Source organism: Pseudomonas sp. NMI760_13, from assembly GCF_021283245.1.
In the GTDB taxonomy this organism is placed as follows: domain Bacteria; phylum Pseudomonadota; class Gammaproteobacteria; order Pseudomonadales; family Pseudomonadaceae; genus Aquipseudomonas; species Aquipseudomonas peradeniyensis.
Genome location: NZ_JAJSRC010000005.1, coordinates 199540 through 214324, shown reverse-complemented (window position 1 = coordinate 214324; position 14785 = coordinate 199540). Strand labels below are relative to the sequence as shown.

The window sequence follows — 14785 nt, the reverse complement described above, 5'->3', positions numbered from 1 at the left end:
AATGATCGCTCGTGCACGTTGGTTTTTCGCCGACAAGCAGGCGTACGGCACAGTCCGGGCCGTGTCTGTCTGCAGGCATGCCTGCAAGGGAAGTTGGACTTGTCGGCGAAAGGGCCGCAGAGCGGCCCCATTACAGCAGGAGGCGTTTCAACCGATCTGCTTGCGCAGTAGCGCCATGGCCCGATCGATCTGTTGCTCGTCGTTGAGCAGGCTGGGCGCAAAGCGGATCACCGGCCCGACGTCGCGGTCCACGGCATCGACCATGACCTTGTTGGCGTTCAGGTAGGCCGCCACGGCATCGGGATCGCGGTCCTTGATGCGCAGGAAGGTGAAGCCGGCGGAGAACTCACGGCTGACCGGGGTCACCAGCTCGATGGCGCGGTGCTCGGCCAGGCGTGCCTTGAGGTAGTCGTTGAGCTGATGGATACGCGCCTGGACGTCGGCCTTGCCCAGGGCAAGGTGCAGCTTGAAGGCCTCGCCCAGCGCCCAGCGGTGCTCGAAGGCGTGGTAACCGCCCGGGGTCATGATGGTGCCGAAGTCCTCGTTGCGCGAGAAGGTGGCGAAGGTCGGCGTCAGGTGCTGCATCTGCTCCGACGCCGAGCAGATGATCCCCGTGCCCCGGGGGCCGAACATCCATTTGTGGGTGCCGGCGATGAACCAGTCGCAGTTGAAGTCGGCGAAGCGCACGTTTTCCACGCCGAAACCATGCACGCCATCGACCACGTAGAGGATACGATCAGCCTCGTCGCGGTTGCGATTGTGCTGGCGCACCAGTTCGCCGATGGCGCCCACCGGCAGTTTGACGCCGCTGCCCGAGTGCACCCAGGTCATGCCCAGCACCCGGGTCTCGGGGCGGATGCTGCGGTCGATCAGGCTCAGGACCCGATCAGTGGAGACCTCGCCGGGTTTGTCGAACAGGCGCAGCTTGCGCACCTGGGTGCCGTGCTGGCGCTGGCGGAATGCCAGGCAATTGTGGGTCGAGTAGTGCTCGTGCTCGGTGGTGAGGATTTCCTGGTGCGGCGCCACATGCAGGCCGCCGTAGATCATGCCGAGGCCCTCGGTGGTGCTGCCGGTCAGGGCAACCTGGCGCGGACGCACATCCAGGTAGCGGCCCGCCCATTCGCGGACCTCGTCCTCGCGTTGCCATTCGTACTGGCTTTCCCAGTCCATGCACAGGGCCGGGTTGCGGTCGAGGGTGGCGCGGTGGCGGTCGATCGCTTCCTGCACCGGGCGCGGGTGGGCGGTAATCAGAAAGTTGGCGAAGTGCGCGACATCGGGGTCCAGGGGGAACAGTTGGCGCAGTTGGCGCCATTTGCCCGGACCTTGCAGTGTCGGGGCTGCCGGTTCGGCGGCCAGGGCACCGGGCAGCAAGGGCAGGCTGGCGGCCAGGGCGGCGGCCTGCTTGAGGAAGGCGCGCCGGTCAGTCATGGCGAGTTTCCCGGTTGTTGTCGAGCAGGGCCACCGGGTTGGCGGCTTTCTGCACTTGCCCCCACACTCGCAGGAAGTTGCCCGCCCAGAGTTTGGCGATATCGGTTTCGGAATAGCCGCGGGTCAGCAGCTCGGCGGTGACGTTACGGATCTCGCCGACGTTCATGAAGCCGGTGACGCCGCCGCCATCGTTGAAGTCGGAGCTGATGCCGACATGGTCGATACCCATCTTCTTCACGGCGTAGTCGATGGCATCGACGTATTCCTTGAGGCCGGCACGGGGCTCTTCGTCGACGATGGCGTAAAGGCTGCTGGCGTATTCGCCGAAGCGCGCCTCGGGCCAGATGGCGATGATCGGGTCGCCTGGCATCAGCGCGTTGGTCAGGCCTTGCAGCGGTTGCAGGTCGAAGCGCGCGCGCAGGGCCTCGAGTTTTTCCAGGGTCGGCTTGCTCAGCGGCTTGAGGTAGGTGGTGAAGGCCACGACCTGGAGCACGCCGCCGCTGTCCTTGATCAGTTGCATCTCCTTGTCGGAAAGGTTGCGCGGGATGTCCACCAGCGCCCGCGGCGCCGAGTGCGAGGCGACGAACGGGGCGCGACTCAGGCGGGCCACGTCTTCCAGGGCCAGGGTGGACATCTGTGAGACGTCGATGATCACGCCCAGGTCGTTGAGCCGCTTGACCGCCTGCTCGCCCAGTGGCGACAGGCCGCCGAAGGCGTCGGGGGTGTCGTTGAAGAACGGCAGCGGGCGCGAGGAGTCGGCCCAGGCGTTGTTGCCGGTGTAGCTGAAGCCGAACATGCGCATGCCGCGCTTGCTCCACAGGTCAAGCTGCGACAGGTCGTTGCCCAGCGGGTAGGCGTTGAGCATGCTGATGAAGATGGCGAACTTGCCTTCGCCGTTCAGGCGGCGAAAGTCCTCGGGGGTGTAGGCGATGCCGACCTGGTTGGGGAAGTCGCGCACGATCCCGCTGATGATCTTGTAGCGCACTTCCTGCTGGTTGCGGGCCTCGTCGACGAAGCCCGGGGTCGGACGGTGCGGTGCGTTCGGGCCGTTCCACAGCTCGGGCCAGCCGAAGACGGTCAGCGCCGCGCCCGACAACCGGCCCTTGGCCGCCTTGGCCAGGTCGAACTGACCACGGCCGTCCTTGTCAGCCTCGTAGCCGTCGCTGCCGTAGCCCAGCGGCACGGTGACATGGCTGTCGAAGGAGAGCATGTGTTCGTGCAGTTCATTGGCCTGCTGCACGATGGCGCGGGGATAGCCGCTGTCCTGCTTCCAGAAGTAATAGCCGGCGGCGCCACCCAGGGCGGCCACCAGGGCCAGGGGCAGGCCGATGTACAAGGCTTTGCGGGAACGGGTCTTGGTCATTGCCATCTCGTTGCGGGGCTGATCGGGTCGGCCTGTCGGGTCGCCAGGGGCGCCAGGGCATGGCTCGGGTATGTGGTGGACGAATGACGAGGGGGTAAATTTATCGGCGTAAAGCCATCAAGTCTGCCGTGGCGCGGCCGATAGCGCTGGTATTGAAAGGACCCACCACGGAGGATTAGGGAATGGTAGGTATCAACAGTGCGACGATGGGCGTGATCACCAGTGTGGCCAACGCCCAGCCCGCAGAAAAGAAAGAAAAGCCGTTGACGAGCGTCGCGGTGGACCTGTCGGGTGAAACCACCCCGGGCAAGGCCGAGGAGGCCAAGCAGGCCGAGGGCGGTGAGGGCAGCGGCGAGCCGGGGCACATTACCCAGCTGCGCGACATGATCAAGCAATTGCAGAAGCAGCTTGCCGAAGAGCAGAAGCAACTGGCGATGATTGCCGAGCAAGAGATGGACGAAACCTCCAAGCTGGCCATGATCACCGCCAAACAGGCGAGCATCGCCACCCTGAGCGGGCAGATCCTGGCCGCCACGCAACAGTTGCTCGAAGCGTTGACCAAGACTGGCGGCAGCAGCGCCGGTGGCATGATCGCCACCCAGGCCTGAGACCCATACCGGTAAAGCAAGACGCCCCGCATCATGCGGGGCGTCGTCGTTTCAGCGGTGTGTCAGTCCTGCGCCAGGCGCGCGCGGCTCTGGCGCTCGCTCTTGTACTGCATGGCCACCGCCGGCGCCGGCTTGGCGCTGCCGGTCTCCAGCCACTGGCGCATGCGGCTGGCATCGGCGAAGTGGGTGTACTTGCCGTAGGCGTCGAGAATCACCATGGCCACCGGACGGTTGTCCATCTTCGTCAGCAGCACCAGGCAATGCCCCGCTTCGTTGGTGAAGCCGGTCTTGGTCAGGGCGATGTCCCAGTTGCTCTTGTTCACCAGGTGGTCGGTGTTGCGAAAGCCCAGGGTGTAGTTGGGCTTGCGGAACGCCACGGTCTTCTCGCGGGTGGTCGACAGCTCGCTGAGCAGCGGATACTTGCGCGAGGCCATCAACAACTTGGCGAGGTCGTGGGCGGTGGACACGTTCAGGGTCGACAGGCCGGTCGGCTCGACGTAGCGGGTGCGGCTCATGCCAAGGCTGCGGGCCTTGGCGTTCATCGCCTTGATGAAGGCGCCATAGCCACCGGGGTAGTGGTTGGCCAGGGTGTTGGCCGCGCGGTTTTCCGACGACATCAGGGTGATCAGCAACGTCTCGCGACGGTTCAGCTCACTGCCCAGGCGTACCCGCGAGTACACGCCCTTCATCTCCGGGTTGTTGGCGATGGTCATGCCGAGCATTTCGTCCATGGGCAGCTTGGCGTCGAGCACGACCATCGCGGTCATCAGCTTGGTGACCGAGGCGATGGGGCGCACGCGATCGGCGTGGCTGGCATACAGCTCCTTGTTGGTGTTGAGGTCGATCAACAGGGCGCTGCCAGAGGCCAGGTGCAGCTTGCTTGGGTCACGCTGGACCTGGGCCGGGGGTTGTGCAGCAGCGGTCGACGGTAGGGTCGCGGTACCTGTGAGCAACAGCAGCAGGCTGAGGATGGACAGGGAAGTTTTCACGTTGAGGCTCACTAAATGTTGGTATGTCGTTGGCTGTGCAAGGGTTTCCCCCCAAAAAACCGTTGCATTCTGGAGTATGGTCGAACCGCTGTCGAATGCCTTATATCTAAAGGGCGCAACGTGAAGTAAATTTAATCCGGCGTGCTTTGCGCCGCCTCCCTACGTGGTCAACCGGACGACCTGCCATGACGCTCACGATCGATTTCACCGACCAGGCCACCGGCCTGCATCACGATGCGATTCTCAAGCCCCTGCGCGCCTTCAACGACAGCGTGATCGGTTCGCCCGGCGCGGCCACCGTCGCCTGGACGCTGCGCGATCCCGACGATGATGAGGTCGTTGGCGGGCTCTACGCCAGGCTCGGAGGGGGTTGGTTGTTCGTCGAGCTGCTGGTGGTGCCCGAGCGCATGCGCGGGCAGGGCAGCGGACGCGAGCTGATGGCCCAGGCCGAGGCGCTGGCGAGGGAGAAGGGGTGTTGCGGAATCTGGCTGGATACCTTCAGTTTTCAGGCGCCGGACTTCTACCGCAAGCTGGGGTTCGAGGTGTTCGGCGAGCTTGCCGACTTTCCGCCTGGGCATACCCGTTATTTCCTGCATAAACGGTTGGCGTAGCATCTCGCTCCTCACAGTCGGGGCTGCTTTGCAGCCCTTTCGCGGCACAAGGCCGCTCCTACAAGGGTCAACCCACCCGCAACCAGATCGCCGAGGCGTCGTCGCTCATCTTGAACCGCGGGTAGCGCAGGCATGCGGCATCGTCGTGCTCGATGCCGCGCAGTGTCCGTGCCAGGTCATCCAGGCCGTGGCTTTGCAGGCGCTCGATGAAACCTGCCGGGTCATAGGCCCGGTAGGTATCGAACAGCGCCGCGAAGCCATCGCTCATCAGCAGCACATCGTCACCCACGGCGACTGGCGCTCGGCTGTAGAAGGTGCCCTCACGGGACAGCTCGGCATCGACGCCGAGCACGGCCCGGGGCCGTTCGCGGGCGCTGCGGCGGTCGGCCAGCACCGCCGGGGTGCGCACGCCGTGGGCGCCGGTGCCGGGGCCGAGTGCGGCGGCTTCGGCTTGCTCGACCTCGCGATCGGGCTCGGGGGTGAGGAAGCGGATGCCTTGCGCGCTGCGATGCAGCACCACGCAGTCGGCCAGGTGCGCGCAGACCAGTTCTTCACCCTCGATGGCCACTGCGGCAAAGGCGGCGCGCGGCAGTTCCCAGGTGGCCAGGGGCTCGCGCCGGCGATCCTGCCGGTAGGCCTGGGCAATAGTATCGAAAACTGTCTCGCAGACCTGTCGCAGTGGCCCCGAGGCCGTGGCGAAGGCGCGCTGGGCCGTGGCCGAGAGCCACGCCGCGCCGCCGCGCTCGCCGAGCAGGCCGGGGGCGCCGAGGTCGGTGGCGCCGTCGATGACCCAGGCGTGGCAGTCGGCGTTGCCGATACGGTCGTCATTGGGCACATCGGGCTTGCCAGCCAGGCACAAGCTCTGGATCAGGTCGAAATGCATGTCGGGCTCCAGGTCGGTGGGATCACCGACCTTGAGCCCTGCGCCGTCGCGAGTCAAATTTCACGGTCTGGGCGTGCGGTCCCAGCAATGACTGTCCAGGTCGCAGACGCCGAATTGCCGGTCCATCAGCGCCATGCGTCGCAGGTGGGCGTCGAGGATGTCGCGGCCTACTTCGCTGTCGATGATATAGCGGCTGTAGCGCTCGATCAGGCGTTGCTTCCAGGCATCGCGGGTAGCCGCGTCCAGGGTGTCGGGCGCAATGGCCAGGCGTTGCAGGGTGGTGTCGTCGACGCGCTTGAGCTGGTCGCTGAAGGTGGCGATGTAACGGGCGCGCTGTGCTTCCTTGTGACGGGAGGCTTCGGCATCGAAAGTATCGAGATTGCGTTGCCATTGCGCCCAGTAGGCATCCGGCAACTTCAGGTCGCGTTTCTGGCGCAATGCGTCGACGATCTGCGCGTTGCTCTGGCGCGGTGGTGGCTGTCGGTCCTGGCTGGCCAGTGGGTCCTGGGCCAGGATCTGTGTGATCCAGGCCGTGCGGGCTTCGCTATCCGGTTGAATCGGACCGAGCGGCGCTGAGTCGGTGGCGTTCGAGCGTGGCAGGCCATTGCAGCCGGTGAGTGACAGCAACAGCAACAGCGACAGAGCCAGCAGGGCTGGCAGGTTGTGGCGCAACATGAATCTTCCTTGAGTAACTGCACAATCGTGCATCCGATCGGATGCACGAGGGGTATCGGCTCTTGCCTGGCCGACTTGAGCGTTCAGCCGCGATGCTTGGCCAGGCGCATCAGTTTCGAGACCAGGCACTGTTCGCCGCAAATCTTTCAGCGTCTGTAAGATCGAGCGCCGCCCGCGCGGCGCATCGCGGGACAAGCCCGCTCCCACAGTTTGTTTCGGGCCAATTATGCCTGTGAAAGTACCGGCGCCTGCCTTGGTGCATGCCTTGAGTCATGTGGAGCAGCGTTAGCGACCACGCCAAAACCGCGTCGTACCAACAAGGCGGACCAGGTGATGGCACAGGAAAGACAGGCCCGAAACAAATGTGGGAGCGGGCTTGTCCCGCGATGCGCCGCGCGGGCGGCGCTCGATCTCACAGCCGCTGCAAGATTTGCGTAGGACACCTGGTAGCCCCGACGCAGTCAATGACCCACGAGCCAAAGACCTTGAAGGGGCTGAGGTTTGCGGCGATGATCCGCCGCAACCCGTTCACCGACGAGGAGGGTCCGCATGCCTGTTGCCCCGCTTTTGCGCTGCACCGACCTTGACGCCACCCGCCGTCATTACCGCGATGTGCTGCAATTTACCGTCGCCGACACCGCGCAATCGACCCTTACCGTCCAGTTGCACGACTGCCGCCTGCTGTTCACCGAGGACGACCTGTGGCGGCTGCCGCCGGGGTGTGCCGGGACCTTCTATCTGGTGGTCGAGGATGTCGACGGCTATTACGCACAAGTTCGCGAGCTGGCGGATATCGCCTGGCCGTTGCACGACACGGAGTATGGTTCGCGGGAGTTCGGCGTGCGTGATTGCAATGGCTATTACCTGGCCTTCAGCCAGCGGCACGCCGACGTCGCGCAAGCCGCACGGGTTGCCTCGTGATCCTGCGCGGCCGAGCATTGCTGGCGATGTTGCTGCTTGCCGGCCCGGCCTTGGCCATGGACGGCAAGGGCAACTCGAGCGACCACTTCACCGTCGGCTCGAGCCTCGCCACCGCAGCGGTGAGCGGCTCCACCAGCCATCCGACGCGTACCTACCAGGCCGCCCGCGACGATGCGTTGCTGTTCATCGCCAGCGACGGGCGCCTGCGCGGCGCACGGCTGGAGCAGGCCTTGGACGAGTACCGCCAGCTGCATACGGTGAGCGCGCTGAGCGATCGTGAGCTGGCCCAGGCGTTCGCCTGCCAGGGCTGATGGCTTGAGCCGCTGATCGGTCCGCCCTGGCATGCCAGGACAGGCGGCTAGACTCGTGGGCAACGAGTCCCGCCAGGAGTCCGATCATGACCGCCAAGAACAGCATTTGCCTGTGGTACGACAGCGACGCCGAGGTGGCGGCGAACTTCTACGCCAGCACCTTCCCCGACAGCCGGGTGACCGCCGTGCACAAGGCGCCCGCCGACTACCCCTCGGGCAAGGCGGGCGATGTGATCACGGTGGAGTTCACCGTGATGGGCATCCCGTGCATCGGTCTCAATGGCGGCCAGGCGTTCAGCCACAGCGAGGCCTTTTCGTTCCAGGTGGCGACCGACAGCCAGGAGGAAACGGATCGCTACTGGGACGCCATCGTCGGCAACGGTGGCAGCGAGAGCGTGTGCGGCTGGTGCAAGGACAGGTGGGGGCTGTCCTGGCAGATCAGTCCGCGGGTATTGACCCAGGCGGTGGCCAGCCCCGATCGCGCCCTGGCGAAGCGGGCGTTCGAGGCGATGCTGCAGATGGGCAAGATCGACATTGCCACGATCGAGAAGGCCATCAAGGGCTGAAGGCGAGGCGCCTCAATGTACGGTCTTGCGTTCCCTGACGCACGCCCGTGCCTGTTCCGTCAGGACGTCCAGCCGCTCGTCGCGCAGGCGCTCGGCATCCATCATCGCCGCCTCACCCTGTTGCTTGAGCAGGTAGGCGTGGATCTGCCGGACTTCGACGGTCTGGTAGATCGGCGCGATGTCCAGCCGCCCGATCAGCGCGCCGCTGGCCTGCCCGGTACTGCTCATCAACACCTGTGGGCCGGTACAGGCGACCACCTGCAGGCCCATGTTCTCGAACCATGGCACCTGCTGGGCGAAAGTGCTCAGCTCGACGCAGGCATAGCGTTCACGCACTGCGTCCAGCAGGCCACGGGCGATGCCCTGACGGCGGTGGCTGGGCGTCACTGCAAGGTAGGCCAGGGCGCAGGCCTGCGGGTTGTCCTGGGCCGGCAGTACCAGGGCGAAGCCGAGCAACTGGTCCGGTGCCTCGGCATCCAGGGCCAGGGTCAGCTCGACGGCCAGGCCGCGGGTGCCGTCCAGGGCAATCAGGTACTGGTGCACCTCCAGGCCGACACCGTACTGGTACAGCGGGTAGAGTGGGTTGTCCGGGCTGATGGCGACGCTGCTGAGCTGGCCGACATGGTCGATCACCAGCTGGCGGATCTGGTTCTGGAAGGATTCGGGCGGCACGCCATCAAGGCGGCGGAGGATGAACATCGCGGGTCGGGCTCCGGCAGGATTGAAACACCCGCCCCGGAACGAGGCGGGTGATCATTCTAGCGCAGCCCGGCCAGCATGAGGTCGAGGTTCTGCACCGCGGCGCCCGAGGCGCCCTTGCCCAGGTTGTCGAACACCGCAGTCAGCAATACCTGGCCATGCTCGGGGTTGGCATACACGGCCAGGCGCAAGTCGTTGCTGTCGTTCAGCGCCTGCGGGTCCAGCGCCTGAGCTGGGCCGTGCTGGTGCAGAGGCATCACCTGCACATGGCGGGCACCCTGGTAATGCCGCTCCAGGCAGGCTTGCAGCTGCTCGGCGCTGACCCCGGGCAGCAGGCGCAGTTGCAGCGGGATGCTCAGCACGATGCCCTGGCGGTAGTCGCCGTAACCCGGCACGAACACCGGCCGCGCGCTCAGCCCCGCATGCTGCTGGATCTCTGGCACATGCTTGTGGGCGAGCTCCAGGCCGTATAGCTGGAGTGTCGGCAGGTAGGCGTCGCTGCGCTGCTCATGCCGCTCGACGGCGGCCCGGCCGCCACCGGAGTAGCCTGAGATGGCATGGATGCTCAGCGGATAGTCAGCCGGCAGCAAGCCTGCCTTGACCAGCGGATGCAGCAGGGCGATCGCGCCGGTGGGGTAGCAGCCGGGGTTGCTTACCCGGGTGGCCCGGGCAATGCGTTCGGCCTGTTGTTCGTTCAGTTCCGGCAGGCCATAGATCCAGCCGGGCGTGGTGCGGTGCGCGGAGCTTGCGTCGATCACCCGCACCGCCGGGTTGTGCAGGGTGGCCACGGCCTCGCGGGCGGCGTCGTCGGGCAGGCAGAGCACGGCGATATCGGCGCTGTTGATCGCCTCGCTGCGCCGCGCCGGGTCCTTGCGCTCGGCTTCGGGCAGGGTGAGCAGGCGCAGGTCCTGGCGGCCGTGCAGGCGGGCATGGATCTGCAGGCCGGTGGTGCCTTGGTCGCCGTCGATGAAGACGAGGGGCTGGTGCATGTCGGTGTTCCAGTGAAGAGAAGGAATGGCGTTATCCTCGTCGTTCGCTGGACGAAAGAAAATTTGAATATCATGATTGCCATGTTCAGTAATCCTGAATCTAAATCGCATGCCCCTGTAGGAGCGGCCTCGTGCCGCGAAAGGGCTGCGAAGCAGCCCCAGGGTTGCCCGTTTGGCGCGAAAGTGCCGGGGCTGCTGTGCAGCCCTTTCGCGGCACAAGGCCGCTCCTACCTGAGATGTGCCAGCCGCTATTACTTCATCCGTGCCGAGACCCCATGCGAGAAATCAGCCTCGACCGCCTGCGCACCCTGGTGGTGATTGCCGACCGTGCCTCCTTTGCCGATGCCGCCCGTCAGCTCAACCTGGCGCCTCCGACCATCAGCCTGCACGTGGCCGAGCTGGAGGCACGCATTGGTGCGCCCTTGCTCACCCGCACCCGCGGCCAGGTGCGCCCCACGGCCATTGGCGAGACCTTGCTGACCCGCGCCCGGCGCCTGCTGGCCGACGCCGACCAGGCCCTGGACGAAGTGCGCCGCCAGGTGCAGGGCCTGACCGGGCGGGTGCGCCTGGGCGCTTCGACTGGCGCCATCGCCCACCTGTTGCCCCAGGCCCTGGAAACACTGCGGGTGGACCATCCGGGAGTCGACGTGCAGGTTCAGGTGCTCACTTCACAGGCCTCCCTGGCGCGACTGCGCGAGGGCACCCTGGACATCGGCCTGGTGGCGCTGCCGCAGGTGGCGGGCAAAGGGGTGAGGATCACACCGTGGCGGCGTGACCCGATCATGGCCTATGTTCCCGCCGACTGGCAGCCGCCTGCCCGGGTCACGCCGGCCTGGCTCGCGGCCCGGGCGCTGATCCTCAACGACAGCTCCACGCAGTTGTCGCGGGTGACCTCGGAGTGGTTTGCCGCGGCGGGGCTGTACCCCGAGCCGCGGATCGAGCTGAACTACAACGATGCGATCAAGAGCCTGGTGGCGGCGGGCTACGGCGCCACCTTGCTGCCGCAGGAAGGGGAGGTGCAGCAGTCGCCGCCGCGCATCGCCCGGCGGCCGTTGCGACCGGGGATGTGGCGCCAACTGGGGATCGCCTGTCGCGAGGGGCAGGTGGAGCGGGCGACGGAACATGTACTGGAGGCGTTGGGGCGGCTGCGTCAATGAAAAATGGCAGTACAGGCTGTCACTTGCCATTCACTGGAGAATGCTAGTGCAGGATCTGCTTGAGAAACGCCTGTGCCCGCGCCGTGCGCGGCTGGCCGAAGAACACCTCGGGTGGGCTGTCCTCGATAATCTTCCCGCCCTCGAGGAAAAGCACCCGCTCGGCCACCTGCCGGGCGAAGCCCATCTCGTGGGTGACGCACAGCATGGTCATGCCGGTGCCGGCCAACTGCACCAGCACATCCAGCACCTCGGCCACCATCTCCGGGTCGAGCGCCGAGGTCGGCTCGTCGAACAGCATGATCCTGGGTTTCATGCATAGGGCCCGGGCGATCGCCACCCGCTGCTGCTGGCCACCGGACAGCTGGCTGGGGTACTTGTGCGCCTGGCTCTCGATGCCGACCTTGCTCAAGTAGAAGCGCGCCCGTTCCTCGGCCTCCCGGCGCGACAGGCCGCGCACGCTCATCGGCGCCAGCAGGCAGTTGTCGAGCACGCTCATGTGCGGGAACAGGTTGAAGTGCTGGAACACCATGCCGATCTCGCTGCGCACCTGGTCGGCCTGGCGGCCTTTGCTGGCGAGGTCGGTGCCGGCCACGCGGATGCTGCCCTGCTGGGCGATTTCCAGGCGGTTGATGCAGCGGATCAGCGTCGACTTGCCCGAACCCGACGGGCCGCAGAGCACGATGCGCTCGCCCTCGCGCACCGACAGGTCGATATCGTGCAGCACATGGAAGGCGCCGTAGTGCTTGTTCAGGCCCTCGATGCGAATCAGCTCCGGGCGCGGATCGGGGGCAGGGTGCAGGCTGGCAAGGCTCAGGGGGGCGGTCATCTTGTTGTTCTCCCGCTCAAGGTTCAGTCGAAACGTGCGGCGCTGTAGGGCGCAGGGTCGGTGAAGGGGTGCTCGCCGGTCATCAATTCGGCCAGCAGGCGGCCGCTGACCGGGCCCAGGGTCAGGCCGTGGTGGGCATGGCCGAAGTTGAACCACAGGTGCTTGTGCAGGGGCGCCGGGCCGATCACCGGGCGCATGTCCGGCAGGCAGGGGCGGCGGCCCAGCCACGGCTTGTCGTCCAGGCGCTCGCCCAGGGCCGGGAACAGCCGGCGCGCCAGGGTTTCGCAGCGGCGCAGCTGGATCTCGTTGGCGGCGTCGTCGCTCGCCGCGAACTCGATGCCGGTGGTCAGGCGCACGCCACGGGCCATCGGCGCCAGGACGTAACCGCCCTGGGTGTCGCAGATCGAATGACCCAGCTCGGCGCCATCGCGGGTGGCGTAGTGCATGTGGTAGCCGCGTTTGATGCCCAGCGGAAAGCGGTAGCCCAGCCGCTCGTAGAGGTCGGCCGACTGCGGACCGAGGCAGGCCACCACTTCGTCGGCGGTCACGCTGCCGCGACGTGTGTCCAGCTGCCAGCCGTCCTCGACCTGGCGCAGGCTGCGGGCATCGCCGTGGAGGAACTGCCCGCCGCGCTGGACGAACAGCGCCGCATAGCCACGGGTCAGGCCGCCGGGGTTGCTCACCGTCTTCGGGTCGAGCCAGTGGATGCCGCCGATCACGCCACCGTCGAGTTGCTGTTCGCGGGCCTGCAGTTGTTCGCGTTCGAGGATCTCGTATTGCAGGCCGTAGCGGGCCAGGCCCTTCAGGTCGCGCTTGGCCTGTTCGAACAGCGCGGCATCACGGTACACCTCGATCCAACCCTTGGCCTGCACCAGCCCTTGCAGGCCGGCGGCCTCGATCAGCGCATCGTGTTCCTCGACGCTGCGCTGCACCAGCGGCAGCATGTCGGCGGCAGCCTTGGCCAGGCGGCCGGGGGCGGACTGGCGCCAGTAGCTGAGCAGCCAGGGCGCGGCCTTGGGCAGGTGGGTCAGGCTGTAGCGCACGTCGGGCTGGCGGTTCAGGCCGTAGCGCAGCAAGGCGCTCCATTGGCGCGGGAAGGCGTAGGGGATCACGCTGGAGCGCTCGATCAGCCCGGCGTTGCCATGGCTGGTGCCGCTGCCCGGTTCGTCGCGGTCGACGAGGATCACCTGGCGTCCGCGGGCCTGCAGGTGCAGGGCGGTGCTGACGCCGACGATGCCGGCGCCCAGGACGATGGTCTGGCAATGCATGAAAAGGTTCCTTCAATCAGTTCAGGTGGCGGCCCAGGCGGGCCTCCAGGTGTTTCAGGGTGCGCCGGACCACCTCGACGATCAGCAGGTAGAGCACCGCCGCCCACAGGTAGATCTGGAAGTCGAAGCTGCGCGAGAAGGCCAGCTTGGTCACCCCCATCAGGTCGTAGATGGTCACCAGCGAGGCGATGGCGCTGGCCTTGATCATCATGATCAGCTCGTTGCCCAACGGGCCGATGGCCACCAGCAGCGACTGCGGCAGCACCACCTTGAAGAAGGTGGTCGAGCGCTTGAGGTTGAGGGCCTTGGCCGCCTCGTACTGGCCCGGCGCGACGGCCATCAGGCTGGCGCGGAAGATCTCGGCCTGGTACGCGGCGGTGTTGAGGGTGAAGGCGAGCAGGGCGCAGTACCAGGCCTCGCGGAAGAACCACCACAGCCCCAGGTCCTGCCAGAAGCCCTTGAGCGAACCGAGCCCGTAGTACAGCAAAAACAGCTGGGCCAGCAGCGGCGAGCCGCGAAAGAAATACACGTAGCCCGCAGCCAGGCGTCGCAGAACGAGGTGCTGCGACATCCGCGCCAGGGCCAGGAGCATGCCCAGCAGCGCGCCGAGGGTGAAGGAGATCGCCACCAGCTTGGCGGTGACCAGCAGGCCATCGACGAAGCGCGCGCCGTAGCGCTCCAGCAGGTCGGGATCGAGCACGTAGGCCAGCAGTTGCTCCGGGCTCATGGGCGGGCTCCTTGCAAATGGCGGTTGCTGCGCCGCTCCAGCAGGGTGAAGACCCTGCCCGACAGCGCCGAGAACAGCAGGTAGACCAGGCAGGCGACGCCGTAGAACAGCATCGGCTCCTTGGTCACGCTGACCGCTAGGTTGGTCTGGCGCATCAGGTCGATCAGCGAGATGGTCGAGACCAGCGAGGTGTCCTTGAGCAGGCTCAGCCAGTTGTTCGACAGGCCCGGCAGGGCGATGCGCGTCAGTTGCGGCAACACCACCTTGAAGAATCCGGTGCGCTTGCTAAGGCCCAAGGCCGCGCAGGCTTCCAGCTGGCCCTTGGGCAGGGTCTTGAAGGCCATCAGCCAGATCTCGCTGGAAAACGCGGCGAACACCAGGCTGAAGGCGGCCATCGCGGCGAGGAAGGTGTTGATCAGCACCTCGCCCTGGTAGCCCAGCGCGGCGAGGATCTTCTGCGCGGCGATCTGGCAGCCGTAGTAGATGATCAGCAGGGTCAGCAATTCGGGCAGGCCGCGGAACACCGTGGAGAACGTGGTGGCCCAGGCCCGCGGCAGGCGTTTGCGCGAGCGCGCGGCCAGCGCCACCAGCAGGCCCAGCGGCAGGCCGATGGGCAGGCAGGCCAGGGCCAGCGACACGGTCACCAGAGCGCCGGCCAAGAGCGCCTGGCCCCAGCCGCCGCTGGCGAAGGAGAGCAGGGAAAGTTGATCGAGCATGGGTAACCCCCGGGATACAGACGACCCCGTGGGAGCGGGCTTGCCCCG

The 14785-nt window shown here is 66.3% G+C and carries 17 protein-coding genes; 6 read left to right on the top strand and 11 right to left on the bottom strand.

Annotated elements, in window-relative coordinates:
- Positions 1–147: 147 nt before the first annotated feature.
- Together pvdN and pvdM are read right to left on the bottom strand one after the other, a co-directional pair.
- Complete coding sequence (gene pvdN / locus LU671_RS07810) at positions 148–1428, bottom strand: pyoverdine-tailoring periplasmic protein PvdN (protein WP_232855342.1); 1281 nt, start codon at positions 1426–1428, stop codon at positions 148–150.
- Complete coding sequence (gene pvdM / locus LU671_RS07805) at positions 1421–2791, bottom strand: pyoverdine-tailoring dipeptidase-like protein PvdM (RefSeq protein ID WP_232855341.1); 1371 nt, start codon at positions 2789–2791, stop codon at positions 1421–1423. The genes pvdN and pvdM overlap by 8 nt, the downstream gene beginning before the upstream one ends.
- 182 nt (positions 2792–2973) lie before the next feature.
- On the opposite strand from pvdM, the gene LU671_RS07800 reads away from it, so the two are divergent.
- Positions 2974–3399: a hypothetical protein gene (locus LU671_RS07800; protein WP_232855340.1), complete on the top strand. Its 426-nt coding sequence runs from the start codon at positions 2974–2976 to the stop codon at positions 3397–3399.
- 62 nt (positions 3400–3461) lie between these two features.
- Here LU671_RS07800 and pbpG read toward each other — a convergent pair whose 3' ends face one another.
- Positions 3462–4388, bottom strand: a complete 927-nt coding sequence (gene pbpG, locus LU671_RS07795; RefSeq protein ID WP_203646942.1) for a D-alanyl-D-alanine endopeptidase — start codon at positions 4386–4388, stop codon at positions 3462–3464.
- Between the two features lie 185 nt (positions 4389–4573).
- On the opposite strand from pbpG, the gene LU671_RS07790 reads away from it, so the two are divergent.
- The gene (locus LU671_RS07790) at positions 4574–4999 is read left to right on the top strand and encodes a GNAT family N-acetyltransferase (protein ID WP_203646940.1); all 426 of its coding nucleotides are present in this window, start codon (positions 4574–4576) and stop codon (positions 4997–4999) included.
- A gap of 67 nt (positions 5000–5066) precedes the next feature.
- Here LU671_RS07790 and LU671_RS07785 read toward each other — a convergent pair whose 3' ends face one another.
- Both LU671_RS07785 and LU671_RS07780 read right to left on the bottom strand, forming a co-directional pair.
- Positions 5067–5882, bottom strand: coding sequence for a protein phosphatase 2C domain-containing protein (locus LU671_RS07785; protein WP_232855339.1), 816 nt, complete (start codon positions 5880–5882; stop codon positions 5067–5069).
- 60 nt (positions 5883–5942) lie between these two features.
- Complete coding sequence (locus LU671_RS07780; RefSeq protein WP_232855338.1) at positions 5943–6557, bottom strand: hypothetical protein; 615 nt, start codon at positions 6555–6557, stop codon at positions 5943–5945.
- 549 nt (positions 6558–7106) lie between these two features.
- Between LU671_RS07780 and LU671_RS07775 the strand changes: the two genes are divergently transcribed.
- The 3 genes from LU671_RS07775 (at position 7107) to LU671_RS07765 (ending at position 8355) form a co-directional block, all read left to right on the top strand.
- Entirely contained in the window at positions 7107–7478 is a 372-nt protein-coding gene (locus LU671_RS07775; RefSeq protein ID WP_203646931.1) for a VOC family protein, read from the top strand.
- Positions 7475–7789, top strand: coding sequence for a DUF2388 domain-containing protein (locus LU671_RS07770; protein WP_232855336.1), 315 nt, complete (start codon positions 7475–7477; stop codon positions 7787–7789). The genes LU671_RS07775 and LU671_RS07770 overlap by 4 nt, the downstream gene beginning before the upstream one ends.
- 86 nt (positions 7790–7875) lie before the next feature.
- Positions 7876–8355 carry a VOC family protein gene (locus LU671_RS07765; protein ID WP_232855334.1) on the top strand — a complete coding sequence of 160 codons (480 nt, stop codon included), beginning with the start codon at positions 7876–7878 and terminating at the stop codon, positions 8353–8355.
- Positions 8356–8367: 12 nt separating this feature from the next.
- Here LU671_RS07765 and LU671_RS07760 read toward each other — a convergent pair whose 3' ends face one another.
- Positions 8368–9054, bottom strand: coding sequence for a GNAT family N-acetyltransferase (locus LU671_RS07760; protein ID WP_232855332.1), 687 nt, complete (start codon positions 9052–9054; stop codon positions 8368–8370).
- A 59-nt stretch (positions 9055–9113) separates the two neighbouring features.
- Complete coding sequence (gene argC / locus LU671_RS07755; RefSeq protein WP_203646928.1) at positions 9114–10043, bottom strand: N-acetyl-gamma-glutamyl-phosphate reductase; 930 nt, start codon at positions 10041–10043, stop codon at positions 9114–9116.
- A 275-nt stretch (positions 10044–10318) separates the two neighbouring features.
- Between argC and LU671_RS07750 the strand changes: the two genes are divergently transcribed.
- The gene (locus tag LU671_RS07750) at positions 10319–11200 is read left to right on the top strand and encodes a LysR family transcriptional regulator (RefSeq protein ID WP_203646926.1); all 882 of its coding nucleotides are present in this window, start codon (positions 10319–10321) and stop codon (positions 11198–11200) included.
- A gap of 43 nt (positions 11201–11243) precedes the next feature.
- Here LU671_RS07750 and LU671_RS07745 read toward each other — a convergent pair whose 3' ends face one another.
- Genes LU671_RS07745 through LU671_RS07730 form a run of 4 tightly spaced genes read right to left on the bottom strand, consistent with a single transcriptional unit; the run spans position 11244 to position 14737 of the window.
- Positions 11244–12026 carry an amino acid ABC transporter ATP-binding protein gene (locus LU671_RS07745; protein ID WP_096047910.1) on the bottom strand — a complete coding sequence of 261 codons (783 nt, stop codon included), beginning with the start codon at positions 12024–12026 and terminating at the stop codon, positions 11244–11246.
- 23 nt (positions 12027–12049) lie between these two features.
- Positions 12050–13294 carry an NAD(P)/FAD-dependent oxidoreductase gene (locus LU671_RS07740; RefSeq protein ID WP_232855329.1) on the bottom strand — a complete coding sequence of 415 codons (1245 nt, stop codon included), beginning with the start codon at positions 13292–13294 and terminating at the stop codon, positions 12050–12052.
- 16 nt (positions 13295–13310) lie between these two features.
- Positions 13311–14021: an ABC transporter permease gene (locus tag LU671_RS07735; RefSeq protein ID WP_203646925.1), complete on the bottom strand. Its 711-nt coding sequence runs from the start codon at positions 14019–14021 to the stop codon at positions 13311–13313.
- Positions 14018–14737 carry an ABC transporter permease gene (locus LU671_RS07730; protein WP_232855319.1) on the bottom strand — a complete coding sequence of 240 codons (720 nt, stop codon included), beginning with the start codon at positions 14735–14737 and terminating at the stop codon, positions 14018–14020. The genes LU671_RS07735 and LU671_RS07730 overlap by 4 nt, the downstream gene beginning before the upstream one ends.
- Positions 14738–14785: the final 48 nt, after the last annotated feature.

Coding starts and splice junctions, on each gene's coding strand:
- LU671_RS07735 (WP_203646925.1), bottom strand. CDS start 14,021: ATGAGCCCGGAGCAACTGCTGGCCTACGTGCTCGATCCCGACCTGCTG.
- LU671_RS07765 (WP_232855334.1), top strand. CDS start 7,876: ATGACCGCCAAGAACAGCATTTGCCTGTGGTACGACAGCGACGCCGAG.
- LU671_RS07730 (WP_232855319.1), bottom strand. CDS start 14,737: ATGCTCGATCAACTTTCCCTGCTCTCCTTCGCCAGCGGCGGCTGGGGC.
- LU671_RS07800 (WP_232855340.1), top strand. CDS start 2,974: ATGGTAGGTATCAACAGTGCGACGATGGGCGTGATCACCAGTGTGGCC.
- LU671_RS07740 (WP_232855329.1), bottom strand. CDS start 13,294: ATGCATTGCCAGACCATCGTCCTGGGCGCCGGCATCGTCGGCGTCAGC.
- LU671_RS07785 (WP_232855339.1), bottom strand. CDS start 5,882: ATGCATTTCGACCTGATCCAGAGCTTGTGCCTGGCTGGCAAGCCCGAT.
- argC (WP_203646928.1), bottom strand. CDS start 10,043: ATGCACCAGCCCCTCGTCTTCATCGACGGCGACCAAGGCACCACCGGC.
- LU671_RS07750 (WP_203646926.1), top strand. CDS start 10,319: ATGCGAGAAATCAGCCTCGACCGCCTGCGCACCCTGGTGGTGATTGCC.
- pvdN (WP_232855342.1), bottom strand. CDS start 1,428: ATGACTGACCGGCGCGCCTTCCTCAAGCAGGCCGCCGCCCTGGCCGCC.
- LU671_RS07790 (WP_203646940.1), top strand. CDS start 4,574: ATGACGCTCACGATCGATTTCACCGACCAGGCCACCGGCCTGCATCAC.
- LU671_RS07780 (WP_232855338.1), bottom strand. CDS start 6,557: ATGTTGCGCCACAACCTGCCAGCCCTGCTGGCTCTGTCGCTGTTGCTG.
- LU671_RS07760 (WP_232855332.1), bottom strand. CDS start 9,054: ATGTTCATCCTCCGCCGCCTTGATGGCGTGCCGCCCGAATCCTTCCAG.
- LU671_RS07745 (WP_096047910.1), bottom strand. CDS start 12,026: ATGACCGCCCCCCTGAGCCTTGCCAGCCTGCACCCTGCCCCCGATCCG.
- pvdM (WP_232855341.1), bottom strand. CDS start 2,791: ATGACCAAGACCCGTTCCCGCAAAGCCTTGTACATCGGCCTGCCCCTG.
- LU671_RS07775 (WP_203646931.1), top strand. CDS start 7,107: ATGCCTGTTGCCCCGCTTTTGCGCTGCACCGACCTTGACGCCACCCGC.